This window comes from Lysobacter yananisis (genome assembly GCF_031199375.1).
Lineage (GTDB): Bacteria > Pseudomonadota > Gammaproteobacteria > Xanthomonadales > Xanthomonadaceae > Lysobacter > Lysobacter yananisis.
In genome coordinates, this window is sequence record NZ_CP133568.1 from 5,857,728 (window position 1) to 5,877,213 (window position 19,486).

Consider the following 19,486-nt stretch of genomic DNA (forward strand, 5'->3'; position numbering starts at 1 on the left):
TCAACGCGGCTCCAGGCGCCAGCAGCGGTGGATGCGCGCGTCGCGCTCGAAATCCGGCGGGATGGTGGCGGCGGTGATCTCCTCGCAACGGGCGAACTGCGCCACCGCGTCGGCATCCAGGCGGAAACGGCGGAAGTTGTTGGAGAAGTACAGCACGCCGTTGTCGGCCAGCCGCGCCACCGCCGCGCGCAGCAGGCGCACGTGTTCGCGCTGGATGTCGAAGTCGTCGGCGCGCGCGGAGTTGGAGAAGGTCGGCGGGTCGCAGAAGATCAGGTCGAAGCGGCCGCGCTCGGCCTCCAGCCAGGCGATGGCGTCGGCGTGGATCAACTGGTGCTGGGCGCCGCCGAGGCCATTTTCGCGCAGGTTGTCGGCGCACCACTGCAGGTAGGTCGCCGAGAGATCGACGGTGACGGTGTGCGCGGCGCCGCCGACCGCGGCCTGCACGCTGGCCGCGCCGGTGTAGGCGAACAGGTTGAGGAAGCGCTTGCCGCGCGCCTCTTCGGCGATGCGCAGGCGGATCGGTCGGTGGTCGAGGAACAGGCCGGTGTCGAGATAATCGAACAGGTTCACGCGCAAGCGCGCGGCGCCCTCGCGCACCGGCACGAACTCGCCGCGCTGGTCGAACTGGCCGTACTTGCTGCCGCCCTTGCCGCGCGCGCGGGTCTTGACCGCGATGCGCTCGCGCGGCACCTCGAACACCTCGCGCGCGGCCGCGAGCAGTTCGTTGCGGCGGCGGCGCTGGTCGGCCTCGGGGATGTCGGCCGGCGCGGCGTATTCCTGCACGTGCAGGTACGTGCGCGGCGTCGCCTCGTCGCTGGCGTAGACGTCGATGGCCGCGGCGTATTCGGGCAGGTCGGCGTCGTAGGCGCGGAAACAGCTCACGCCTTCGCGCTGGCGCCAGGACTTGAGCTTGCGCAGGTTCTTGCGCAGACGGTTGGCGACCATCTGCGCGCCTTCGCTGAGCGGCTGCGGCGCGGCGTCTTGCTCCTTGGCGCGCTGTTCGGCGTGGCCGACGCGGGCGATCGGATCGCAAACGATCAACGCGCATTCGATCGCGCCGTTGAACAACTGGTACTTCTTGCTCGCGCGCAGGCCGGTGGCCTGGGCCAGCGCCGGATCGCCGCACAGCAGGCTGGCGCGCCAGGACGGAACCAGGCGCTTGAGCGCTTCGCCGAGCGCGCGGTAGAGCGCGGGGTCGGCGGCGAGGCGGGCGTCGTAAGGCGGGTTGCAGACGGCGAGGCCAACTGGGGTAGCCGAATCCCCTTCCGCCGGCGCCCTACCAGCGAAGCCACGCTCCACCCCGGCGCTCTTCTCCACCCCGCCAGCATCGTCGCGATCAAGCCCTGGATCCCCGCCTTCCCGGGGATGACGCTCGGAGGCTCGCGATGCCTCTTGCGCAGCGACGCTCGCTTGCGCCGCAACGTCGGCGTGCGCAGCAGCGGTCGCACGCAACGGCTCCGGCACGGTCTGCAGCGACTCCACCGCCGCCACGTCCCAGCGGATCAACCCCGCCAGCCCCGCCATCGCCTCGTTCTCGCGCGCCGCGCGGATCGCCTGCGGATCGATATCGCTGCCGGCGAACACCGGCCGCAGCGCGGTCAAGCCGGCGGTCTCGCGCGAACGCGCTTCATCGCACAGCGCGCGCCAGCCGGCGAAATCGAAACCGCGCCAGCGCGTCGGCGGCAACAGGCCGTGGCGCAACAGGCCCGGCGCGACATCGGCGGCCATCAGCGCGCCTTCGATCAGCAGCGTGCCGCTGCCGCACATCGGGTCGAACAGGCCGCCGCCGGCGGCGTAGACCTTCGGCCATTGGCCGCGCAGCAGCACCGCCGCGGCGAGGTTCTCCTTCAACGGCGCCTCGCCCTGATGCTGGCGCCAGCCGCGCCGGTGCAGCGGGCCGCCGCCGAGGTCGATCGACAGCACCGCGCGGCCCTTGCGCACCACCAAGTTGAGGCGCAGGTCCGGCGCTTCGGTGTCGACGTCCGGGCGCGCGCCGGTGCGCGCGCGCATCACGTCGACCACCGCGTCCTTGACCCGCTGCGCGGCGTAGCGCGCGTGAGTGATCGCCTCGCCGGACACGTGCGCGTCCACCGCCAGGGTGTGCACCGCGTCCATGTGCTCGGGCCACGGCAACGCGGCCACGCCGGCGTACAGCGCGTGTTCGTCGGGGCAGTCGAATTCGGCGATCGGCCACAGCACGCGGCTGGCCAGGCGCGACCACAGCACCGCGCGCTGGGCGTCGGCGAGCGTGCCTTCGACGTTGGCGCCGGCGGTGGCAGCGGTGGCGCGCTGGCAACCCAGCGCGGCCAGTTCGTCGGCCAGCAGGTATTCCAGGCCCTTGCCGCAGCTTGCGTAGAACTTGCTCATGCGTTGTCGAGACTCTGCAGCAGGCGACGGAACGCGGCGGCGCTGGCGTCGACGTGGTTGGACAGGCGATGGCCGTCGTCGACCAGCAGCAGGCGCGCGCGGCGCGGCTGCGCCCAGGCGATGACGTCGCTGGCGGGAATCAGTTCGTCGTTCCAGCCGTGCAGCAGGCTCAACGGCACGTCGGCGGCCTGCAGCGCCGGCGCCGGGCCCATGTGGATCGGCGGCGCCATCAGGAACAGCCCGGCCGGCCGCACCTGCATCGACACCGCGCCGGAGATGTAGGCGCCCAGGCTCGAACCGGCCAGCACCACCGGCCCGCGCTCGGCGGCTTCGCGCGCCAGCGCGAGCAAGCGCTCGATGCGCGCGTACACGTCGCCGTAGGGGCTGACGTCGCTGCGCGCGTCCAGGTCGGTGTAGTCGGGGCGCTCGGCGGTCCAGCCTTGGCGTTGCGCCGCTTCGGCCAGGGCCGCGACCTTGGTGGCGTCGGGGCCGCTTTCGAAGCCATGAGACAGGATGCAGTGTCCAGTAACGATCATCTTAGAGCCGAGGTTGAGTAGTTGCAGATCGCGCCGCGTGGAACATCGAGCGCGTAACGATCATCTTGGAGCCGGGCCGAGCAGTGGCAGATCGCGCCGTGTGGAACATCGAGCGCATAGCGATCATCTTGGAACCGGGGTCGAGCTGTTGCAGATCGCGCCGTGTGGAGCATCGAGCGCGTAACGATGATCTTGGCGCCAGGGCCGATCGGTTGCGGACCGCGTCGCTTGGAACATCGACCGCGCAACGAGCGTCTTGGCGCCGAAGCCGATCGATCGCGCATCGCCGCCTGCGCGCGTCGAACGCATTCAAACCGCCGCATCGCCTACCGGCACCAGCGCATCGCCCAGGCGGATCCGGCCGCCTTCGACGATGCGCGCGCACCAGCCGCCATGGCCGCGCATCGCGTTGTAGCCGCCCGGGCCCAGCGCGGCTTCCATCCGCGAGCACGGGTCGCAGGACTCGGTGGTTTCCAGCAGGGTTTCGCCGAGGCGGAAACGCCGGCCCTTGAGCGCGACCAGCGGCAGGCCCGAGACCACGACGTTGCGGCGCAGGAGCGCCGGCGCGACCGACTCGAGCCCGGCCAGGGCCGCGATCGCGGGCAGGTGTTCGGCCTGGATCAGGGTGATCCCGCGCTTGCCGCTGCCGCCCTGGTAACGGTCGCCGGCCAGGCCCTTGCCGGCCTCGGCCAGCGCCTGCTCGACCTCGCGCATCGCCTGCCCGCGCGCCGGGCGCAGGCCGATCCACTCGACCCGGCCGGGCCGCGGCAGCGTGGCCATCAACGTTCCCAGCGCGGAGTCTGCAAGCGGCAAGGCGGTCATGGCGAGGCTCCGGACAAGGCCGGAATGGTAGCATCCGGGCCCATGCCGCCCCTGAACTCCGTCCTCGCGCCGCTGCCTTACGAGACCCGGCTGGACGCGCGCGATCCGGCCTCGGTGGACTTGGTGGTGATCCATTGCACCGAGCTGCCGGACCTGGCCGCGGCGCGCGAATACGGCGAGCGCGTGCTGTATCCGGCCTCGGGCACCGGCAACAGCGGCCACTACTACATCGACCGCGACGGCGCCACGCTGCGCTATGTCGCCGGGGACCGCATCGCCCACCACGTGCGCGGCTACAACCCGCGTTCGCTGGGGATCGAACTGGTCAATACCGGGCGCTACCCGCATTGGCTGGATTCGCGCCACCAGGCGATGGACGAGGCCTATCCGCCGGCGCAGGTCGACGCCCTGCTGGCGCTGCTCGCGCAACTGCGCGCGACGCTGCCGTCGCTGCGCTGGATCGCCGGCCACGAGGACCTGGACACCGCCACGGTCGAGGCCAGCGACGATCCGTCGGTACGGGTGCGGCGCAAGCGCGATCCTGGCCCGCGCTTCCCCTGGCCGCAGGTGCTGGCCGCGTGCGGGCTGGAGCGGCTTCGCCCCTGATCCGCGCGGCCGCCGGCGCAAGCCTTGCCGCACCGCCGCGGCGCGCCCGGAGCGTGTCCGCCGTCCCGCTATACTCCCCGCGACCTCCCCACCCGGCCGGCCGATGACTTCCTCCCCCGTCTCCGAACTGATCGAACTGCTGTCGCTGGAGCGGCTGGAAGACAACCTGTTCCGCGGCCAGAGCCGCGACATCGGCACCAAGTACGTGTTCGGCGGCCAGGTCCTGGGCCAGGCGCTGTCGGCGGCCCAGGCCACCCTGGATTCGCCGCGCGCGGCGCATTCGCTGCACGCCTATTTCCTCAAGGCCGGCGACATCGAGGCGCCGATCGTCTACCAGGCCGACCGCACCCGCGACGGCGGCAGCTTCTCGGTGCGCCGGGTCACCGCGATCCAGCACGGCCAGCCGATCTTCTTCCTCGCCGCCTCGTTCCAGGTCGAACAGGACGGCGGCGAGCACCAGTTGTCGATGCCGGAAGTGCCCAAGCCCGAGGACATCGCGCCGGCGCCGCCGGTGCCGCCGCAGGTGATGGCGACGCTGCCGACCAAGGTCCAGCGCTGGCTCTCGCGCCAGGGGCCGTTCGAATTCCGCCACGTGTATCCGCGCGACGAACTCAATCCGCCCAAGCGCCCGCCGTATCAGCAGGTGTGGTTCCGCCTCAGCGAACGCGTCGGCGACGCGCCCGAGCTGCACCGCGCGCTGCTGGCCTACGCCTCGGATTTCCACCTGCTCGGCACCGCGACCTTTCCGCACGGCATCAGCTACTACCAGCCCAACGTGCAGATGGCCTCGCTCGATCACGCGCTGTGGTTCCACCGTCCGTTCCGCGCCGACGAATGGCTGCTGTATTCGATCGACAGCCCCAGCGCGCAGGGCGCGCGCGGCCTGGCGCGCGGGCAGATCTACGACCGCGACGGGCGGCTGGTCGCCAGCACCGCGCAGGAAGGTTTGATCCGGGTCGTCGCCGATCCGGACGCGGCCGCGCACGTACCGGCGAAGGAATGACATGAGGCAGGTTTTCACCAGTTCGCGCCTGGAGAACGTCGAAGGCGTCGCGCAGTTGCTGCGCGAGGCCGGGATCGAGGTGCGGGTCACCAACGACCGCTCCTACAAGGGCAACCGCCGCTCCAGCTTCAGCTATCGCGAAGACGCCGGCGAGCGGCCGACGGTGTGGGTGATCCGCTCGGAAGACCAGTTGCGCGCGCGCGACCTGCTGCGCGAGGCCGGGCTGATCGACAGCACCCGCGGCGAGCAGAGCCACCAGGCGCCGTACCGCTTCCGTTCCGACGCCGAACTGGCGCGCCGTCCCGGCGACAAGCGCGCGCTGCGGATCAAGATCGGCCTGCTGGTGTGCATCGCGGTGGCGATGGGCCTGGCGCTGTTCCAGGGCATCCGCACCCGCCCCGCCGCGACGCCGGCGGTGGAACCGGCCGAGGCCGCGCTGGCGACGCACGCGTTCGACGGCAGCGTCGCCGCGACCCCGCGCGCGCTGGCGCAGGCGGTGTTCGCCGCGCAACTGGCCGAGGCCGACCAGCCGACCCAATGCCTGCGCGTGGACCGCCGCGACGCCCCGCGCCCGCTGCTGACCGCGCTGGCGCGGCCCCGACTGCGCCTGCTGCCGGCCAGCCAGTGCGAGGAGATCGCCGACGAAGCCAGCGGCAGCCGCGCGCGCGACGGCCAGGCGGCGGAAGTGATCGAAGTGCATGCGTTCCGGCCGACGTCGAAAGACGCCGGCACGGTCGAGTACAGCGCGTACCACAACCGTTCGGTGGCGGTGTACAAGACCTTGCAGGTCGAGCGCGTCGAGGGACAGTGGCGCGTGGTCAAGACGGTCAAGACCGTGCGCGCGATGGGGTGAGCCCAGCCGGGCTTCCTTGCCGGAGCCGGCTGTTGTGGGAGCCGGCTGTTGTGGGAGGCGGCTGTTGTGGGAGACGGCTGTTGTGGGAGGCGGCTGTTGTGGGAGGCGGCTGTTGTGGGAGGCGGCTGTTGTGGGAGGCGGCTGTTGTGGGAGGGGCTTCAGCCCCGACGCTCTTGGCCCAGGTCGCCATGCAGTTCCGGGCGACCCGACAGAAAAGCGTCGGGGCTGAAGCCCCTCCCACAATAGCCGCCGCCGCAACGGTCACATTCTCCCGCCGCCGCCGTCTTGGACCGCAGGCATCGCCGATGCCGCCGAACCCAGGAGCCCGACGCATGCGCAGCCCCGCCCACCGCCGCCCCGCTGGACGCCGCACGCGATGAACGCGCAGGTCCTGGACTCGCTGATCGGCCACGACCTGCCGCTGGCGGCGAGCGGCGACAGCGCCGCCTATTCGCGCATCGTCGGCGCCTGCCAGAACTCGGTCACCGCGATCGCGCTGGCGATGGTGCGCGACGTCCAGGCCAGCGAGGACATCGCCCAGGAGGCCTTCCTCAGCGCCTGGCAGAACATCCGCAAGCTGCACAACCCGTCCAGCTTCCTGCCGTGGCTGCGCCAGATCACCCGCAACCTCGCCCGCGACCACCTGCGCGCGCGGGTGCGCCAGCCGCGCGCGGTCGAGGACGCGGAACTGGCGATCGAACTGGCCGCCGATCCCGCCCCCGGTGCGATCGAAACGCTGCTGGAGGCCGAACGCGCCCGGGTCGCCGCCGAACTGATCTCGGCATTGCCCGACGAAAGCCGCGAGGTGCTGCTGTTGTACTACCGCGAAGGCCAGAGTTCGCAACAGGTCGCGGCCCTGCTCGGGCTCAGCGACGCGGCGGTGCGCAAGCGCCTGTCGCGCGCGCGCGGCGCGGTGCGCGAGGAGCTGATGGAGCGCTTCGCCGCGTTCGCCCGCGCCAGCGCGCCGTCGGTCGGCTTCACCACTCTGGTCGCCTCCAGCCTGGGCCTGATCGCGCCGCCGTCGATCGCCGCCGCGGCCCTGGCCGGCGGCGCGGCCGGTTCGAGCCTGGCCGGCAAGTTCGGCCTGGGCGCGTCCTCGGCCAGCGGCGGCGTCGCCGGCGGCGGCGCGGCCGCCCTGCTCGACCGCCTGCTCGCGCCGTTCGCGGCCGCCGGCGGCGGCGAGGCGCTGGAGCACGGCGCGCGCTGGAGCGTGCAGCTCGGCGGCGTAATCGGCGGCACCATCGGCGGCGCCCTCGGCGCGTTGGCGATGACCCAGATCCTGCTGCGCTACGCGCGCGGCGCGCAGGAACGCCGGCGGATCTACCGGATGATGATCGCGATGTCGGTCAGCGCCGCGCTGGTCTGCCTCGGCCTGCTCGCGGCGCTCGCCCTCAGCCGCGGCTGGCTGGCGCCGGCGGCCTTCCTGCTGCTGTCGATGGCGCTGATGAACTGGCAGATGCTGCGCTGGCTGCCGCGCGAGATCGGGCCGCTGCTCGACCGCGCGCAGCGCGAGAGCGGTCGAGACCCGCGCGCCGGCTTCGGCTACCGCTGGCTGCTGGGCAGACCGGCGATCGTCTGGAGCAACGTGGCCTTGCTGGCGAGCATCGCGCTGGTGCTGTACAAGGACGGCCGCTTCGGCTGAGCCGCGCGCGGCGCGCAAAAGAAAGGGGCGCCCTCACGGCGCCCCGAATTACAGCTAGGGAGGGTTGCGCGGCCGGACGCGAACGCGCCCGGGCGCTGCGAGGTCAGCGCTTGCCGTCCGGCTTGAGCTCGGTCTTGCTCAGGAAGCCGTCGCGGTTCTCGTCGAGGAAGGCGAACTGCGCGGCCAGCCGCGGCATCTTTTCCTGCACTTCGATCTTGCTGAGCTTGCCGTCGCGGTTGAGATCGGCTTCGGCGAATTTGGCGTCGAAGCGCTGGGCGCGCTCGGCTTCCCACTTCGGACGCTCGCGCTGGAAGTAGCCGCGCAGTTCGCCGCGCACGATGTAACCGTCCTTGTTGGCGTCGATGGCGGCGAAGTTCTTCGCCAGGCGCGGCGACTTGGCCGCCTCGGCCTGGCTGATCCGGCCGTCGCCGTCGGTGTCGAGCCGGGCCGCGCCGCCGGCGCCGCCGTGACGGCCGCCGTGCTCGCGGCCGCCGCGGCGCTGCGGGCGCTCGCTGGCGTCGAGCTTGCCGTCGCGGTTCTTGTCGAGCTCGTCGAAGCGCTCGGCCAGGCGCGGGAACTTGGCCGCTTCCTCACGCGTGATCACGCCGTCGCCGTTGGCGTCGATCTTCATGCGCGGGCGCTGCGCGCCGTCGCCGCCGGCCTGCGGCGCGGCGAACGCCGCGGTCGCCGCGCCGGCGAACATCGCGACCGCGGTCATCGCGGCGAGGTAGAGGGGAAAACGATTCATCGTGGACTCCTGCGGGCGGGCGCCACCGCGGCGCCGATGACCGGATCAACGCCCTGGCCGCGTGGCGGTTGACAAGGACCCGCGCCGGTTCAGCCTGGCGCCAGCCGCGGCGCGGCCGGCGCGCGCGCCGCCGGCGTCCGCGACCGCGCCATCGCCCTTCGTTCTCGAACCGGGAGCCATTGCATGCGCAACTCACCGACCCGGCGCTATGCTGCCGTCATGGGCACGCAACCGCAGCAGCCGGACAGCGACGACCTCCGCCTGTTCCACACCGGCGAGCACGCCTGCGGCTACTGGCCCGAGCGCATCGCCCGCGACCTGGTGCTCGATCCGCGCGACCCGCGCCTGCGCGAGTGGTATCCGCACGCGTTGGGCTGGGGCTTCCGCCGCTCCGGCGACATCGTCTACCGCCCGCACTGCAGCGGCTGCCGCGCCTGCGTCGCGGTGCGCATCCCGGTCGACCGCTTCGTGCCCGACCGCAGCCAGCGCCGCTGCCTGGCGCGCAACGCGCAGGTGGAGATGCGCGTGCACCGCGCCGAACGCACGCCCGAGCAACTGGCGCTGTACAAGCGCTACCTCGCCTCGCGCCACAGCGGCGGCGGCATGGACGGCCACGGCGCGATCGAGTTCGACCAGTTCCTGATCGGCAGTTGGAGCGAGAACCGCTTCCTGGAACTGCGCGAGGCCGGCCACGGCCGCCTGCTCGCGGTCGCGGTCACCGACGTGGTCGAGGACGCCCTGTCGGCGGTCTACACCTTCTACGACCCCGACCTCGCCGACCGCAGCCTGGGCACGCTGGCGATCCTGCGCCAGATCGAATGGGCCCGGCGCGAGCGCCGCCGCCATCTGTACCTGGGCTACTGGATCGCCGGCCATCCGAAGATGGACTACAAGCGCCGGTTCCGACCGTTGGAGGCCTTCGATGGCCGCGATTGGCGGGTTTTTACACATTCGTAACACGCGTCACGTTCAGGTCGTGTATCTCGTAGCCGCGTCGTAACCACGACGTGCGGGATGGCGCCACTCGCTGGCCTGGCAATGGAGCCGCCACCCTCATCACCTACCGCCACATGGAGTCCGCAATGAAAGTGAAGGTCCTGTTCCTGGCCGCCGCCGTTACCCTGGCGCTGGCCGCCTGCAACAAGCCCGCCGACAAGCCCGCCGACGCCGCTCCGGCCGCCGACGCCGCGGCCGCCCCGGCCGGCGACGCCGCCGCCCCGGCGCCGGCTCCGACCGACGCCGCTCCGGCCGCCCCGGCCGATGCCGCCGCGCCGGCCGCCGCCCCGACCGCCGCCAGCGTCGGCGTGCCGGAATGCGACGACTACCTGACCAAGGTCCAGGCCTGCTTGACCGACAAGGTCCCGGCCGAGCAGCGCGCCGGTCTGGAAGGCGCGCTCGAGCAGAGCCGCACCGCCTGGACCCAGGCCGCCTCGACCCCGCAGGGCAAGGCCGCCCTGGCCAGCGCCTGCAAGACCGCGCTGGAGCAGAGCAAGGCCCAGTACTCGGCGATGGGCTGCACGCTGTAACTCGCCGCGCAAGCGGCACGAGAACGCCCCGGCCTGTCCGGGGCGTTTTTTTTGGCGCAAGGCCGCAAGGCGACGATGCGAACGGGCGGCGGGCGGCATCGAAGCGCCCGGCCATTGCCCTGGTTCCGCGTCGCCCCGATCGATTCCCCGCCTCCTGCAACCCGCCCCGGCCTGTAACGCTGCCAACCTTCGCCCATGCGATCATCGCGCGCATGTCCAGACTCCTTCTTCCCTGCGCCGCGCTCGCCGCGGCCCTGCTCGCGGCCTGCACGCAAGTGAACGTCCACGGCGATCCCCAGGCCTATGTCCGCGCCCAGGACGCGACCGACGCGCCCGCGCGGCTGCGCGTGGCCACCTACAACACCTCGCTGTACGACGAAGCCGACGGCGGCCTGGTCAAGCGCTTCGAAGCCGGCGACGACAACGCGCGCAAGATCGCCGCGGTGCTGCAGCAAGTGCGCCCGGACCTGGTCCTGCTCAACGAATTCGACTACGACCCGCAGCAGCGCGCGGCCGAGCTGTTCCAGCGCGACTACCTCGAAGTCGCCCAGCCCGGCGGCGGCGAGGCGCTGCGCTATCCGTATCGCTACCTCGCCCCGGTCAACACCGGCGTGCCCAGCGGCCTGGACCTCGACGGCGACGGCAAGGCCGGCGACGCCGCGCGCGGCGACCGCGCGCGCGGCAACGACGCCTGGGGCTACGGCCTGCACCCGGGCCAGTACGGCATGCTGGTGCTGTCGAAGTACCCCATCGACGCCGCCGCGGTGCGCAGCTTCCAGACCTTCAAGTGGGCGAACCTGCCGAACGCGCGCCAGCCGCGCGATCCGTCCACCGGCAAGCCGTGGTACTCCGCGGCGGTGTGGCCGCAGATGCGGCTGTCGTCGAAATCGCATTGGGACGTGCCGGTGAAGACGCCGCTGGGTGTGCTGCACTTCCTCGCCGCGCATCCGACCCCGCCGGTGTTCGACGGCCCCGAAGACCGCAACGGCGCGCGCAACTTCGATGAGATCGCGCTGTGGGCGCGCTACCTCGACGGCGGTTCGCCGTCGTGGCTGTGCGACGACCAGGGCCGCTGCGGCGGCCTCGCCGCGGACGCGCGCTTCGTCATCGTCGGCGACATGAACGCCGACCCGGTCGACGGCGACGGCGTGCCCGGCGCGATCAGGCAACTGCTCGACCATCCGCGCGTGGATTCGACCCACGTGCCGCGCAGCGAAGGCGCCGGCGAACGCGCGCGCGGCTACGGCTTCGCGCGCAAGGGCGACATCGCCACCCACACCGGCGACTTCGGCCCGAAGGCCGGAACGCTGCGGCTGGACTACGTGCTGCCGTCGCGCGGCTGGAAGGTCGAGGGTACGGGCGTGTTCTGGCCGAAGGCGGGAACGCCGGACGCGAAGATCTCCGAGGCCAGCGATCACCATCTGGTGTGGGTGGACCTGGCGAAGTGAACCCGCCGCCGGCGGCCATCCGCCGACGGTCGCCGCGCCATCGTCGCGAGCGCCATCGCGCGCCGGCGCTTCGCACAGACCTTCCGTCGTCGCCGAACGGCGGGCGCGTTTAGTCCCGGCGTCGAGGCGCTAGCATGGCGCGCCGCCGCAGGATCGGCGGCGAACGCGCAACGCGAGGGATCCGACATGAGCACGCCCGTCACCTGGGCCATCCAGACCAATTTCATCGCCGACGAGCAGATCCGCAGGGTCTGGTCCGCCGCCGAAGACGCCGGCGCGCGCGTGCAGGACGTTCTCGTCGTCCCGTTCTCCGACGATCTCGGCAACGAAGTGCCGCCGCTCGACGGCGTGGTGATTCCCTACGGCGCGACCAAGCTCACCCGGCTGGCGCAGAAGCGCGGCTGGCGCGGCCTGTGCTTCGATGAGGCCGCGTTCCGGGTCGATGCCTGGAACCGCCATCGCGACGACATGCTCAACCAGCAGGTGCGGCAGATGAGCGTGCGCGAGTGCATGGCGGCGATGCAGGACGAGGACGAGGACAGCGTGTGGTTCGTGCGGCCGGTGCAGGACCTCAAGCACTTCGACGGCACGGTGACCGTGGCCCGCGAGATCCGCCGCTGGATGAGCAGCGTCGACTCGGGCAACTACAGCTTCGACGCCGACACCGAAGTGATCGTCGCGCCGGTGCAGAAACTGCACGGCGAGTGGCGTTTCTTCGTGGTCGACGGCCGCGTGGTCGACGGCTCGTCCTACCGCATCGCCGGCCAGCGCCTGGCCAACGCGGTGGCGCGGCCGGAACTGTACGAGACCGCGCAATCGCTGGCCGACGGCTGGCTGCCGCACCGCACCTGCGTCATGGACGTGGCGCTGACCGACGACGGCTACAAGGTGATCGAGTTCAACACCTTCAACTCGTCGGGGTTCTATGCGCACGACATCGAAAAGATCGTCGCCGCGGTGACCCGCCACTTCGCGACGCAGGCATGAGCGAGGCGGCGCTGGCGCTGGCGCGGGTGGAACGGTGGTACGGCGCGGCGCTCGCCGCGCCGCTGCGCGCGTTCGTGCTCGCCCACGGCGGCCGCGAGATCGGCGCGGTGCGGTTGTATCCGGCCGACGAGATCGTCGAACGCAACGAAACCTACGAGAGCCGCGAATACTGCCCGGGCTATCTGACCGTCGGCGACGACGGCGGCGGCCGCGCGGTCGTGGTGCACGCCGCGCTGACGCCGCCGACCGTGTTCGTGGTCGGGCACGGCAGCATGAGCGAGGTGGATTTCGTCGCGGTCGGCAGTGGCTTGCAGGCGTGGATCGAAGGCGGCTGCGCGGTGGACTGAGGGCCGCATCGGCGGACGCCAAGTTCTGCCGCAATCGCAGCGAACTGTCCCGGTCCGCACGGCCTGCTGCCGTGGGAGGGGCTTCGGCCCCGACGCTTTCGGCTCAGGTCGCGGCGACCGGATCGAAAAGCGTCGGGCCTGAAGGCCCTCCCACAGTAGGCGGGCCCGTCCCGACTCCCTCAGCGCGAAACTCGCGCACGATCTCGATGAGGCCGACGACTGTGGGAGGGGCTTCAGCCCCGACGCTCTCGGCTCAGATCGCGGCGTCGGAACGAAGAGCATCGGGCCTGAAGGCCCTCCCACTGCAAAAAGCATCGGGCCCGAAGGCCCTTTCCTGCTTACTCGGCGCGAAACTCGCGCACGACTTCGATGAGCCCGACGATGTGATCGTTGAGCGCGTCCAGTTCCTCTGCCGGCACCCACCACTCGGTGTGGTGCGCGCCGCCGACCTTCTGGATCGGGTAGCGGGCCATGAACTGCGCGTCGACCTCGAAACGGGTCACCGCGCCGTAGCCGCTGTCCTTGACGTTCCAGCGCTCGGCGATCTCGGCGGCGTAACGCTCGTTGGTCACCGGATAGAAGATCGGCTGCTCCGGCAAACGCGGCGGCCAGCGCTTGAAGGCGTTCTCGCGCAGGCGGGCCAACTCGTTGGGGCCGACCGGGCGGTACAGGGTGATGGTGTTGCCTTGCATGGCACGAATCCTTGTGTAAGAAAAACGGCCGCGTTCTCGCGGCCGTGCGCAGGGTAAACCAGGAGGCGGGAGCGAGCCACCACCCCGCCCGCGCGCCGCACCCGGGCTGTTGTGGGAGGGGCTTCAGCCCCGACGCTCTTCTTTAAGGTCGCGACGCGACCGGAATGCGAAGCATCGGGGCTGAAGCCCCTCCCACAAAAAACAATTCCCGCCGCGTGCGCTTACTTCGGTTTGCCTTCGCTCGCGATCACCGGCGACGGCGCGTCCGGCACCGCCGGCGCGGGCGCGTCCGGCGCGGGCACCACCGGCGGCGATTGCGGTTGCGCCGGCGACGACGCCGGCGCGGCGGCAGGCATGGACGCCGCCGCGGCCGGCTTCGCCGCGGGACGCGGCGCGTTGCGCGGGCCGAAGCCGAACGAGCCCTCGCCGTGCGCGGATACGATCATCCGCACCATGTTGCCGGGCACCATCAGTTCCAGGGTCAGGTCGCGGCCTTCGGAGGTGCGGCCTTCCAGGGTCATCTCGGTGAAGGCGCCGCCGGTGTCGATCTCCTTGCACAGCACGTGCGGGCCGCCGGGGCCGTCGAGCAGGTAGGGGCGGATGGCCTCGCCCAGCGCCTCCAGCGCCTGCGGGAAGAAGAACACGGCGTAGCCCTGGGTCTCGTTCATCGTCGCTCCGGTGCGAAGGGTCGTGCGGCTTGGACCACGATCAGCGCAATTCGATCCGCAACTGCGCGGCGGCTTCGCGCGCCTTGGCGCGGGCCTCGTCGATGTCGCCGCCCAGGGCCAAGGTCACCGCGACGCGGCGGTGGCCTTCCACCCGCGGCTTGCCGAACAGGCGCAGTTGGGTGTCGACCTGGCCCAGCGCCGCGTCGACGCCGGAGAACACCGGCACGCCGTGGCCCTGCGCCAGCACCGCGCAGGACGCGGACGGGCCGTGCTCGCGGATGGTCGGGATCGGCAGGCCGAGGATCGCGCGCGCATGCAATGCGAATTCGCTCAGGTCCTGCGAGATCAGGGTGACCAGGCCGGTGTCGTGCGGGCGCGGCGAGACCTCGCTGAACCAGACCTCGTCGCCCTTGACGAACAATTCCACGCCGAACACGCCGAAGCCGCCGAGGTCGTCGGTGATGGCGCGGGCGATCTCCTGCGCGCGCGCCAGCGCCACCGGGTTCATCGGCTGCGGCTGCCAGCTCTCGCGGTAATCGCCGTCGCGCTGCAGGTGGCCGATCGGCGCGCAGAAGGTGGTGCCGCCGGCGTGGCGCACGGTCAGCAGGGTGATTTCGTAGTCGAAGTCGATGAAGCCCTCGACGATGACCCGGCCGGCGCCGGCGCGGCCGCCGGTCTGGGCGTAGTCCCAGGCCTTGTCGATGTCGGCTTCGCCGCGCACGAGGCTCTGGCCCTTGCCGGAGGACGACATTACCGGCTTGACCACGCACGGCAGGCCGATCTCGGCCACGGCGGCGCGGTAGTCTTCGCGCGTGTCGACGAAGCGGTACGGCGAGGTCGCCAGCTTCAAGGTCTCGGCGGCGAGGCGGCGGATGCCTTCGCGGTCCATGGTCAGGCGCGCGGCGCGCGCGGTCGGGATGATCCTGGTAGGAGCCACACGGGTGTCGCTGCCGCGGCGGGCGAACTCGTCTTCCAGCTCGACCAGGGTCTGGGTGTGGATCGCCTCGATCTCCGGCACGATCAGGTTCGGCCGCTCGGCCGCGATCAGCGCGCGCACGGCCTGGCCGTCGAGCATGTCGAGCACGTGGCTGCGGTGCGCCACCTGCATCGCCGGCGCGTCGGCGTAGCGGTCGGCGGCGATCACTTCCACGCCGAAGCGCTGCAGCTCGATCGCCACCTCCTTGCCCAGTTCGCCCGAACCGAGCAGGAGCACGCGGTAAGCGTGCGGGGACAACGGCGTGCCGAGCGTGGTCATGGCGTGCAACCTCGAAAACGGTGGGGGCGGATGAGCCTAGTCTAACTTTCCGCGTCCGCCGCGGCCTTGCCGGGCTATGGCGGCGGCGGGGGCGCATGCGATGCTGTGGCCCATGTCCCCCGCGTCCGAACGGCACGCCGAGCGTGCCGCCGCCCCTGCTGTCTCCGCCGTCCCGGGCGCCCCGCGCGCGCCGCGCCGCTGGCGTTGGCTGGCCGCCGGCGCGCTGCTCGCGGCCGCGCTCGCCGGCGGGCTGGCGTGGTGGCGCGCGCAGCGCGCGCAGCCGCCGGCGCCGGGCAGCCGCGAGCTGGCCGGGATGATGCTGGACCCGCAGCTGTCGGAGATCAGCGGCCTGGCCGCCTCGCGCCGCCACCCCGGCGTGCTGTGGATGCACGACGACGGCGGCAACCCCGAGCGCCTGTTCGCCGTGGCCGAGAACGGCGACCGCCTGGCCACCGCGCGGATCGAGGGCGCGATCAAGACCGACTGGGAGGACATGGCCGCCTTCGAGCTCGACGGCCGCCATTACCTGCTGATCGCCGACACCGGCGACAACGGCGGGCTGCGCCGCAGCCTGCAACTGCACGTCATCGAAGAGCCCGACAAGATCGAGAACGCGCGGCTCAAGCCGGCCTGGTCGATCGCCTTCCGCTGGCCCGACGGCGCGCGCGACTGCGAGGCCGTCGCGGTGGACGTGGCGCGCCGCCAGGTCCTGCTGATTTCCAAGAAGCGCCAGCCGCCGGAGCTGTTCTCGCTGCCGCTGATGCCGGCCGGCAACGCGCTGCAGACCGCGACCCGGCTCGGCGAGCTGGCCGGCATTCCCGAGCCGGACGCGCAGTTGCGCCAGAACAACCCGTTCCGGGCCAGGATCCAGGGCCAGGTCACCGCCGCCGACGTCTCGCCCGACGGCCGCACCCTGGCGGTGATGACCTACCGCTACCTGTTGTTGTACCCGCGCCAGCCGCAGCAGGACTGGGCCCAGGCCGTGGCCGGCGCGCCGCGGGTCAGCGAACTGCCGTGGCTGCCGCAGGCCGAGGCCCTGGGCTGGTCGGCCGACGGCCGGTTCCTGTACGCCACCGGCGAGTTCATCCCGGCGCCGCTGTACCGGATCGCCCCGTAAACCGGTTCACTTCCTGCAGTAGCGGCGCGAGCCGCGAGCAACCGCAGCGACGCACGCAAGCGCCCTCCCCGAAGCCCGTCCAATCGGACGCTTCCCCGATCCAGCTCCCAACAGTTCCGCCGCCAGCGGCCACCCCGCGGTCGCGGCTCGCGCCGCTCCTACACAGCGGCTCCAGGCCCCATCGTCCCGACAGACGGCCGCTGACGACCTGATATCAATCTGATATCAATATCCATCAGAACCCCAAGGACGAGCCGCCATGAAAGAAAACCCGATCCAGTCCCTGCCCGGCATCCCGGCCCTGCTCGTCCTGCTGCTGGTCCTGCTCGGCTGCGGCTACGGCTTCATCGCCACCGTCACCGGCCCCGACAGCCCGGTCACCGTGGGCGCGCTCGCCTTCGTCGCGCTCGCCGTGCTGGCCCTGGTCTGCCTGGCCGGCCTGTACATGGTCGAGCCCAACCAGGCCGCGGTGCTGAGCCTGTTCGGCAAGTACGTCGGCACGGTCAAGGACAACGGCCTGCGCTGGAACAACCCGCTGTACGCCAAGCGCAAGGTCAGCCAGCGCGTGCGCAACTTCGAGAGCGGCAAGCTCAAGGTCAACGAACTCGACGGCAGCCCGATCGAGATCGCCGCGGTGATCGTGTGGCAGGTGGTGGATTCGGCCGAAGCGGTCTACAACGTCGACGATTACGAAACCTTCGTCCACATCCAGTCCGAATCGGCGCTGCGCGCGATGGCCACCAGCTATCCCTACGACCAGCACGAGGACGGCCAACTGTCGCTGCGCAGCCACGCCAGCGAAATCTCGCTGCACCTCAAGCAGGAACTGCAGGAACGCCTCGCCGACGCCGGCGTCGACATCATCGACGCGCGCATCAGCCACCTCGCCTACGCGGCCGAGATCGCCCAGGCGATGCTGCAGCGCCAGCAGGCCAACGCGGTGATCGCCGCGCGCACCCGCATCGTCGCCGGCGCGGTCGGCATGGTCGAGATGGCCCTGGCCGAACTGCAGAAGAACGGCGTGGTCCAGCTCGACGAGGAGCGCAAGGCGCAGATGGTCAGCAACCTGCTGGTGGTGCTGTGCGGCGAGCGCGGCACCCAGCCGATCGTCAACACCGGCAGCCTGTACTGAGGACCGCGCGATGAACCTGCCCGACAACGCGCTGGTGCTGCCGCTGATCATGGCGGTCAGCGGCCTGCCGGTGCTGGTCGCCGCGGTCCTGGTCGCGCGCGGCAACCTGCGCCTGATCAACGGCCTCGACGCCGCGCGCCTGCGCGACCCGGCCGCCGCGGCCGCGCGCTTCGCCCGGCTGCTGGCGCTGGTGGCGATCTCGATGTTCCTGGCCGCGCTGGGTTTCTACTGGGCCCATGGCGACTACAACCGCATCCTCGTCGTCACCGTGCTGCTGCTGGTCTCGGTCAACGGCCTGGCGGTGACGATGCTGATTGCGCTGTCGCGGCTCAAGCGCGACTACCGCGCCCCGCGCGACGACCCGCGGACCGGCCGCCGGTGAGCGAGAAGAAAGCCTATCCGCTGCGGATCAACGCCGAGGTCCTGGCCGCGGCGCAACGCTGGGCCGACGACGAGTTGCGTTCGCTCAACGCCCAGATCGAATATGTGCTGCGCGAGGCGCTGCGCAGGAACGGCCGCTTGCCGCGCCAGCAACCGCCGCCGCCCCCATCGCCCGAGGAAGACGCATGAACCCGCAATGGAAGCACCTGGTCGTCGAACTGACCTACAAACTGTTCGAAGCGCCGATGCGCGAGCGCATCCAGGAAGAACTCGACCGCCAGGGCGCGCAAGGCTGGGAACTGGTCGCGGTGGAGCACGATCCGGGCGTGCTCGGCACCCGGCTGTATTTCAAGCGGCCGGGCTGAGCGGCGGAGGCGCTTCGAAGCGATCGCGGTATCGGTAGTGTCGCGGTCGCGGCTTGCGTCGCTCCTACAGGGAGCGGCCGCAGCTCCGCCCCGTCTGCAACATCGCGACCACGACGCAAGCCCGCTCCCCCGCGCTGCCATGGCAACGTTCCGCCATGCGCGCTACCCTGCCCGCATGCGCGGACACGGCCACGTCCTGATCAACACCCCGGACATCGAAATCTGGCCCGGCGGCCTGCTGCGCGCGCGCAGCAACGCCGACGCCCGCGCCCTGGCGCGCGCGCGCCACGTGCTGCGGCGCAAGCGCGACGGCCGCTTCCTCGCCGCCGACCTGCCCGAGGGCGTGCTGCCGCTGGTGCACCGGCTGATGCGCGAGGACGGCATCGACGCCGCGCTGGACGCGCTCGAACGCATCGTCGACTACCGCCGCGAAGGCTTGCTGCGGGTCGTCGAACTGCCGCTGGACCGGCTCGAACAGCGTCTCGACGCGCTCGGCCTCGACGCCGCCGATTACCAGGCGCGCACCGGCCTGGAGCTGATCGCCGAACCCGACCGTCTGGCCCTGGCCGGCTTCGACCGCTACCGGCGGCCGCTGTGGCTGCATCCGGCCGCCGCGCGCGCCTGGACCCACCTGCGCGACGCGGCCCTGCGCGAAGGCATCGCGCTCGAATCGATCTCCGGCTATCGCAGCCACGATTACCAACTGGGCATCTTCGAGCGCAAGCGCGCGCGCGGCCAGAGCGTCGAGGAGATCCTCACCGTCAACGCCGCGCCGGGCTACAGCGAACACCACAGCGGACTGGCGCTGGACATCGGCGCGCCCGGCGAACCGCCGGCGGAAGAGGCGTTCGAACGCACGCCCGCCTTCGCCTGGCTGCGCGACCACGCCGGCGGCCACGGCTTCGCGATGAGCTACCCGCGCGGCAACCCGCACGGCATCGTCTACGAACCCTGGCACTGGCGCTACGCGCCGCCGGCCTGAACCGCGGGC

23 protein-coding genes and 3 pseudogenes are annotated in these 19,486 nt (G+C 71.6%); 16 read left to right on the forward strand and 10 right to left on the reverse strand.

The features are described 5' to 3' along the window. The 4 genes and pseudogenes from rlmKL to RDV84_RS24205 all read right to left on the reverse strand — a co-directional run. Positions 1–1,305, reverse strand: a pseudogene (gene rlmKL / locus RDV84_RS27105) (bifunctional 23S rRNA (guanine(2069)-N(7))-methyltransferase RlmK/23S rRNA (guanine(2445)-N(2))-methyltransferase RlmL); the annotation flags it as partial. 51 nt (positions 1,306–1,356) lie between these two features. Beyond that, a pseudogene (locus RDV84_RS27110) lies at positions 1,357–2,367 on the reverse strand (THUMP domain-containing protein); the annotation flags it as partial. After that, a complete protein-coding gene (locus RDV84_RS24200; protein ID WP_101943793.1) occupies positions 2,364–2,900 on the reverse strand; it encodes an alpha/beta hydrolase in 537 nt (178 codons plus the stop codon). The gene RDV84_RS24200 and the pseudogene RDV84_RS27110, both read right to left, overlap by 4 nt. Before the next feature lie 312 nt (positions 2,901–3,212). Continuing rightward, complete coding sequence (locus RDV84_RS24205; RefSeq protein ID WP_309151893.1) at positions 3,213–3,725, reverse strand: MOSC domain-containing protein; 513 nt, start codon at positions 3,723–3,725, stop codon at positions 3,213–3,215. A gap of 42 nt (positions 3,726–3,767) precedes the next feature. Here RDV84_RS24205 and RDV84_RS24210 point away from each other — a divergent pair, with 42 nt between their 5' ends. The 3 genes from RDV84_RS24210 to RDV84_RS24220 all read left to right on the forward strand — a co-directional run bounded on the left by RDV84_RS24210 (position 3,768) and on the right by RDV84_RS24220 (position 6,187). Then, entirely contained in the window at positions 3,768–4,331 is a 564-nt protein-coding gene (locus RDV84_RS24210) for an N-acetylmuramoyl-L-alanine amidase (protein ID WP_309151894.1), read from the forward strand. A gap of 103 nt (positions 4,332–4,434) precedes the next feature. Beyond that, positions 4,435–5,334, forward strand: coding sequence for an acyl-CoA thioesterase II (gene tesB, locus RDV84_RS24215; RefSeq protein ID WP_078997281.1), 900 nt, complete (start codon positions 4,435–4,437; stop codon positions 5,332–5,334). A gap of 1 nt (position 5,335) precedes the next feature. Beyond that, positions 5,336–6,187, forward strand: coding sequence for a hypothetical protein (locus RDV84_RS24220; RefSeq protein WP_309151895.1), 852 nt, complete (start codon positions 5,336–5,338; stop codon positions 6,185–6,187). Here the strand turns inward: RDV84_RS24220 and RDV84_RS27115 are convergent. Beyond that, positions 6,162–6,428: a DUF6053 domain-containing protein gene (locus tag RDV84_RS27115; protein ID WP_425606190.1), complete on the reverse strand. Its 267-nt coding sequence runs from the start codon at positions 6,426–6,428 to the stop codon at positions 6,162–6,164. The two genes, RDV84_RS24220 and RDV84_RS27115, sit on opposite strands and share 26 nt — an antisense overlap. Here RDV84_RS27115 and RDV84_RS27120 point away from each other — a divergent pair. Both RDV84_RS27120 and RDV84_RS24225 read left to right on the forward strand, forming a co-directional pair. Then, a complete protein-coding gene (locus tag RDV84_RS27120; RefSeq protein ID WP_425606189.1) occupies positions 6,334–6,567 on the forward strand; it encodes a DUF6053 domain-containing protein in 234 nt (77 codons plus the stop codon). The two genes, RDV84_RS27115 and RDV84_RS27120, sit on opposite strands and share 95 nt — an antisense overlap. Continuing rightward, positions 6,564–7,829: an RNA polymerase sigma factor gene (locus tag RDV84_RS24225; RefSeq protein WP_309151896.1), complete on the forward strand. Its 1,266-nt coding sequence runs from the start codon at positions 6,564–6,566 to the stop codon at positions 7,827–7,829. Before RDV84_RS27120 ends, RDV84_RS24225 begins: the two co-directional genes overlap by 4 nt. Before the next feature lie 103 nt (positions 7,830–7,932). Here RDV84_RS24225 and RDV84_RS24230 read toward each other — a convergent pair whose 3' ends face one another. Then, positions 7,933–8,577: an EF-hand domain-containing protein gene (locus tag RDV84_RS24230; protein WP_057946910.1), complete on the reverse strand. Its 645-nt coding sequence runs from the start codon at positions 8,575–8,577 to the stop codon at positions 7,933–7,935. Positions 8,578–8,796: 219 nt separating this feature from the next. Between RDV84_RS24230 and RDV84_RS24235 the strand changes: the two genes are divergently transcribed. The 5 genes from RDV84_RS24235 (at position 8,797) to RDV84_RS24255 (ending at position 12,885) form a co-directional block, all read left to right on the forward strand. After that, positions 8,797–9,534 carry an arginyltransferase gene (locus RDV84_RS24235; RefSeq protein WP_057946909.1) on the forward strand — a complete coding sequence of 246 codons (738 nt, stop codon included), beginning with the start codon at positions 8,797–8,799 and terminating at the stop codon, positions 9,532–9,534. A 125-nt stretch (positions 9,535–9,659) separates the two neighbouring features. Continuing rightward, a complete protein-coding gene (locus tag RDV84_RS24240) occupies positions 9,660–10,103 on the forward strand; it encodes a hypothetical protein (protein ID WP_198944608.1) in 444 nt (147 codons plus the stop codon). A gap of 212 nt (positions 10,104–10,315) precedes the next feature. After that, a complete protein-coding gene (locus tag RDV84_RS24245; RefSeq protein WP_309151897.1) occupies positions 10,316–11,551 on the forward strand; it encodes an endonuclease/exonuclease/phosphatase family protein in 1,236 nt (411 codons plus the stop codon). Positions 11,552–11,737: 186 nt separating this feature from the next. Further along, positions 11,738–12,538 carry an ATP-grasp domain-containing protein gene (locus tag RDV84_RS24250; RefSeq protein ID WP_309151898.1) on the forward strand — a complete coding sequence of 267 codons (801 nt, stop codon included), beginning with the start codon at positions 11,738–11,740 and terminating at the stop codon, positions 12,536–12,538. Then, the gene (locus RDV84_RS24255) at positions 12,535–12,885 is read left to right on the forward strand and encodes an SMI1/KNR4 family protein (RefSeq protein ID WP_309151899.1); all 351 of its coding nucleotides are present in this window, start codon (positions 12,535–12,537) and stop codon (positions 12,883–12,885) included. The genes RDV84_RS24250 and RDV84_RS24255 overlap by 4 nt, the downstream gene beginning before the upstream one ends. 103 nt (positions 12,886–12,988) lie before the next feature. Here the strand turns inward: RDV84_RS24255 and RDV84_RS27130 are convergent, their stop codons facing one another. The 4 genes from RDV84_RS27130 to purT all read right to left on the reverse strand — a co-directional run bounded on the left by RDV84_RS27130 (position 12,989) and on the right by purT (position 15,500). After that, entirely contained in the window at positions 12,989–13,084 is a 96-nt protein-coding gene (locus tag RDV84_RS27130; RefSeq protein WP_425606188.1) for a DUF6053 domain-containing protein, read from the reverse strand. Between the two features lie 139 nt (positions 13,085–13,223). Next, positions 13,224–13,577, reverse strand: a complete 354-nt coding sequence (locus tag RDV84_RS24260; RefSeq protein WP_309151900.1) for a hypothetical protein — start codon at positions 13,575–13,577, stop codon at positions 13,224–13,226. A gap of 221 nt (positions 13,578–13,798) precedes the next feature. After that, a complete protein-coding gene (locus RDV84_RS24265) occupies positions 13,799–14,245 on the reverse strand; it encodes a hypothetical protein (protein ID WP_078997274.1) in 447 nt (148 codons plus the stop codon). 40 nt (positions 14,246–14,285) lie between these two features. Further along, entirely contained in the window at positions 14,286–15,500 is a 1,215-nt protein-coding gene (gene purT, locus RDV84_RS24270) for a formate-dependent phosphoribosylglycinamide formyltransferase (protein WP_309151901.1), read from the reverse strand. Positions 15,501–15,612: 112 nt separating this feature from the next. On the opposite strand from purT, the gene RDV84_RS24275 reads away from it, so the two are divergent. The 6 genes and pseudogenes from RDV84_RS24275 to RDV84_RS24300 all read left to right on the forward strand — a co-directional run bounded on the left by RDV84_RS24275 (position 15,613) and on the right by RDV84_RS24300 (position 19,477). Continuing rightward, positions 15,613–16,617, forward strand: coding sequence for a hypothetical protein (locus RDV84_RS24275; protein ID WP_309151902.1), 1,005 nt, complete (start codon positions 15,613–15,615; stop codon positions 16,615–16,617). A gap of 430 nt (positions 16,618–17,047) precedes the next feature. Then, positions 17,048–17,749: pseudogene (locus RDV84_RS24280) on the forward strand (SPFH domain-containing protein); the annotation flags it as partial. Between the two features lie 10 nt (positions 17,750–17,759). Further along, positions 17,760–18,131: a hypothetical protein gene (locus tag RDV84_RS24285; protein ID WP_309151904.1), complete on the forward strand. Its 372-nt coding sequence runs from the start codon at positions 17,760–17,762 to the stop codon at positions 18,129–18,131. Next, the gene (locus RDV84_RS24290) at positions 18,128–18,319 is read left to right on the forward strand and encodes a type II toxin-antitoxin system antitoxin (protein ID WP_309151905.1); all 192 of its coding nucleotides are present in this window, start codon (positions 18,128–18,130) and stop codon (positions 18,317–18,319) included. The genes RDV84_RS24285 and RDV84_RS24290 overlap by 4 nt, the downstream gene beginning before the upstream one ends. Further along, complete coding sequence (locus tag RDV84_RS24295; protein WP_057946898.1) at positions 18,316–18,495, forward strand: DUF4177 domain-containing protein; 180 nt, start codon at positions 18,316–18,318, stop codon at positions 18,493–18,495. The genes RDV84_RS24290 and RDV84_RS24295 overlap by 4 nt, the downstream gene beginning before the upstream one ends. A gap of 175 nt (positions 18,496–18,670) precedes the next feature. Then, on the forward strand, positions 18,671–19,477 hold the full coding sequence (locus RDV84_RS24300) for a M15 family metallopeptidase (RefSeq protein ID WP_309153773.1): 807 nt from the start codon (positions 18,671–18,673) through the stop codon (positions 19,475–19,477). Positions 19,478–19,486: the final 9 nt, after the last annotated feature.

Bases quoted from the DNA above. Each gene is read 5' to 3' on its own strand.
- purT (WP_309151901.1), bottom strand. From the start codon at position 15,500: ATGACCACGCTCGGCACGCCGTTGTCCCCGCACGCTTACCGCGTGCTC.
- RDV84_RS24285 (WP_309151904.1), top strand. From the start codon at position 17,760: ATGAACCTGCCCGACAACGCGCTGGTGCTGCCGCTGATCATGGCGGTC.
- RDV84_RS24210 (WP_309151894.1), top strand. From the start codon at position 3,768: ATGCCGCCCCTGAACTCCGTCCTCGCGCCGCTGCCTTACGAGACCCGG.
- RDV84_RS24240 (WP_198944608.1), top strand. From the start codon at position 9,660: ATGAAAGTGAAGGTCCTGTTCCTGGCCGCCGCCGTTACCCTGGCGCTG.
- RDV84_RS24225 (WP_309151896.1), top strand. From the start codon at position 6,564: ATGAACGCGCAGGTCCTGGACTCGCTGATCGGCCACGACCTGCCGCTG.
- RDV84_RS24275 (WP_309151902.1), top strand. From the start codon at position 15,613: ATGTCCCCCGCGTCCGAACGGCACGCCGAGCGTGCCGCCGCCCCTGCT.
- RDV84_RS24235 (WP_057946909.1), top strand. From the start codon at position 8,797: ATGGGCACGCAACCGCAGCAGCCGGACAGCGACGACCTCCGCCTGTTC.
- RDV84_RS24250 (WP_309151898.1), top strand. From the start codon at position 11,738: ATGAGCACGCCCGTCACCTGGGCCATCCAGACCAATTTCATCGCCGAC.
- RDV84_RS24205 (WP_309151893.1), bottom strand. From the start codon at position 3,725: ATGACCGCCTTGCCGCTTGCAGACTCCGCGCTGGGAACGTTGATGGCC.
- RDV84_RS24255 (WP_309151899.1), top strand. From the start codon at position 12,535: ATGAGCGAGGCGGCGCTGGCGCTGGCGCGGGTGGAACGGTGGTACGGC.
- RDV84_RS24265 (WP_078997274.1), bottom strand. From the start codon at position 14,245: ATGAACGAGACCCAGGGCTACGCCGTGTTCTTCTTCCCGCAGGCGCTG.
- RDV84_RS24245 (WP_309151897.1), top strand. From the start codon at position 10,316: ATGTCCAGACTCCTTCTTCCCTGCGCCGCGCTCGCCGCGGCCCTGCTC.
- tesB (WP_078997281.1), top strand. From the start codon at position 4,435: ATGACTTCCTCCCCCGTCTCCGAACTGATCGAACTGCTGTCGCTGGAG.
- RDV84_RS24220 (WP_309151895.1), top strand. From the start codon at position 5,336: ATGAGGCAGGTTTTCACCAGTTCGCGCCTGGAGAACGTCGAAGGCGTC.
- RDV84_RS24300 (WP_309153773.1), top strand. From the start codon at position 18,671: ATGCGCGGACACGGCCACGTCCTGATCAACACCCCGGACATCGAAATC.
- RDV84_RS24260 (WP_309151900.1), bottom strand. From the start codon at position 13,577: ATGCAAGGCAACACCATCACCCTGTACCGCCCGGTCGGCCCCAACGAG.
- RDV84_RS24230 (WP_057946910.1), bottom strand. From the start codon at position 8,577: ATGAATCGTTTTCCCCTCTACCTCGCCGCGATGACCGCGGTCGCGATG.
- RDV84_RS24295 (WP_057946898.1), top strand. From the start codon at position 18,316: ATGAACCCGCAATGGAAGCACCTGGTCGTCGAACTGACCTACAAACTG.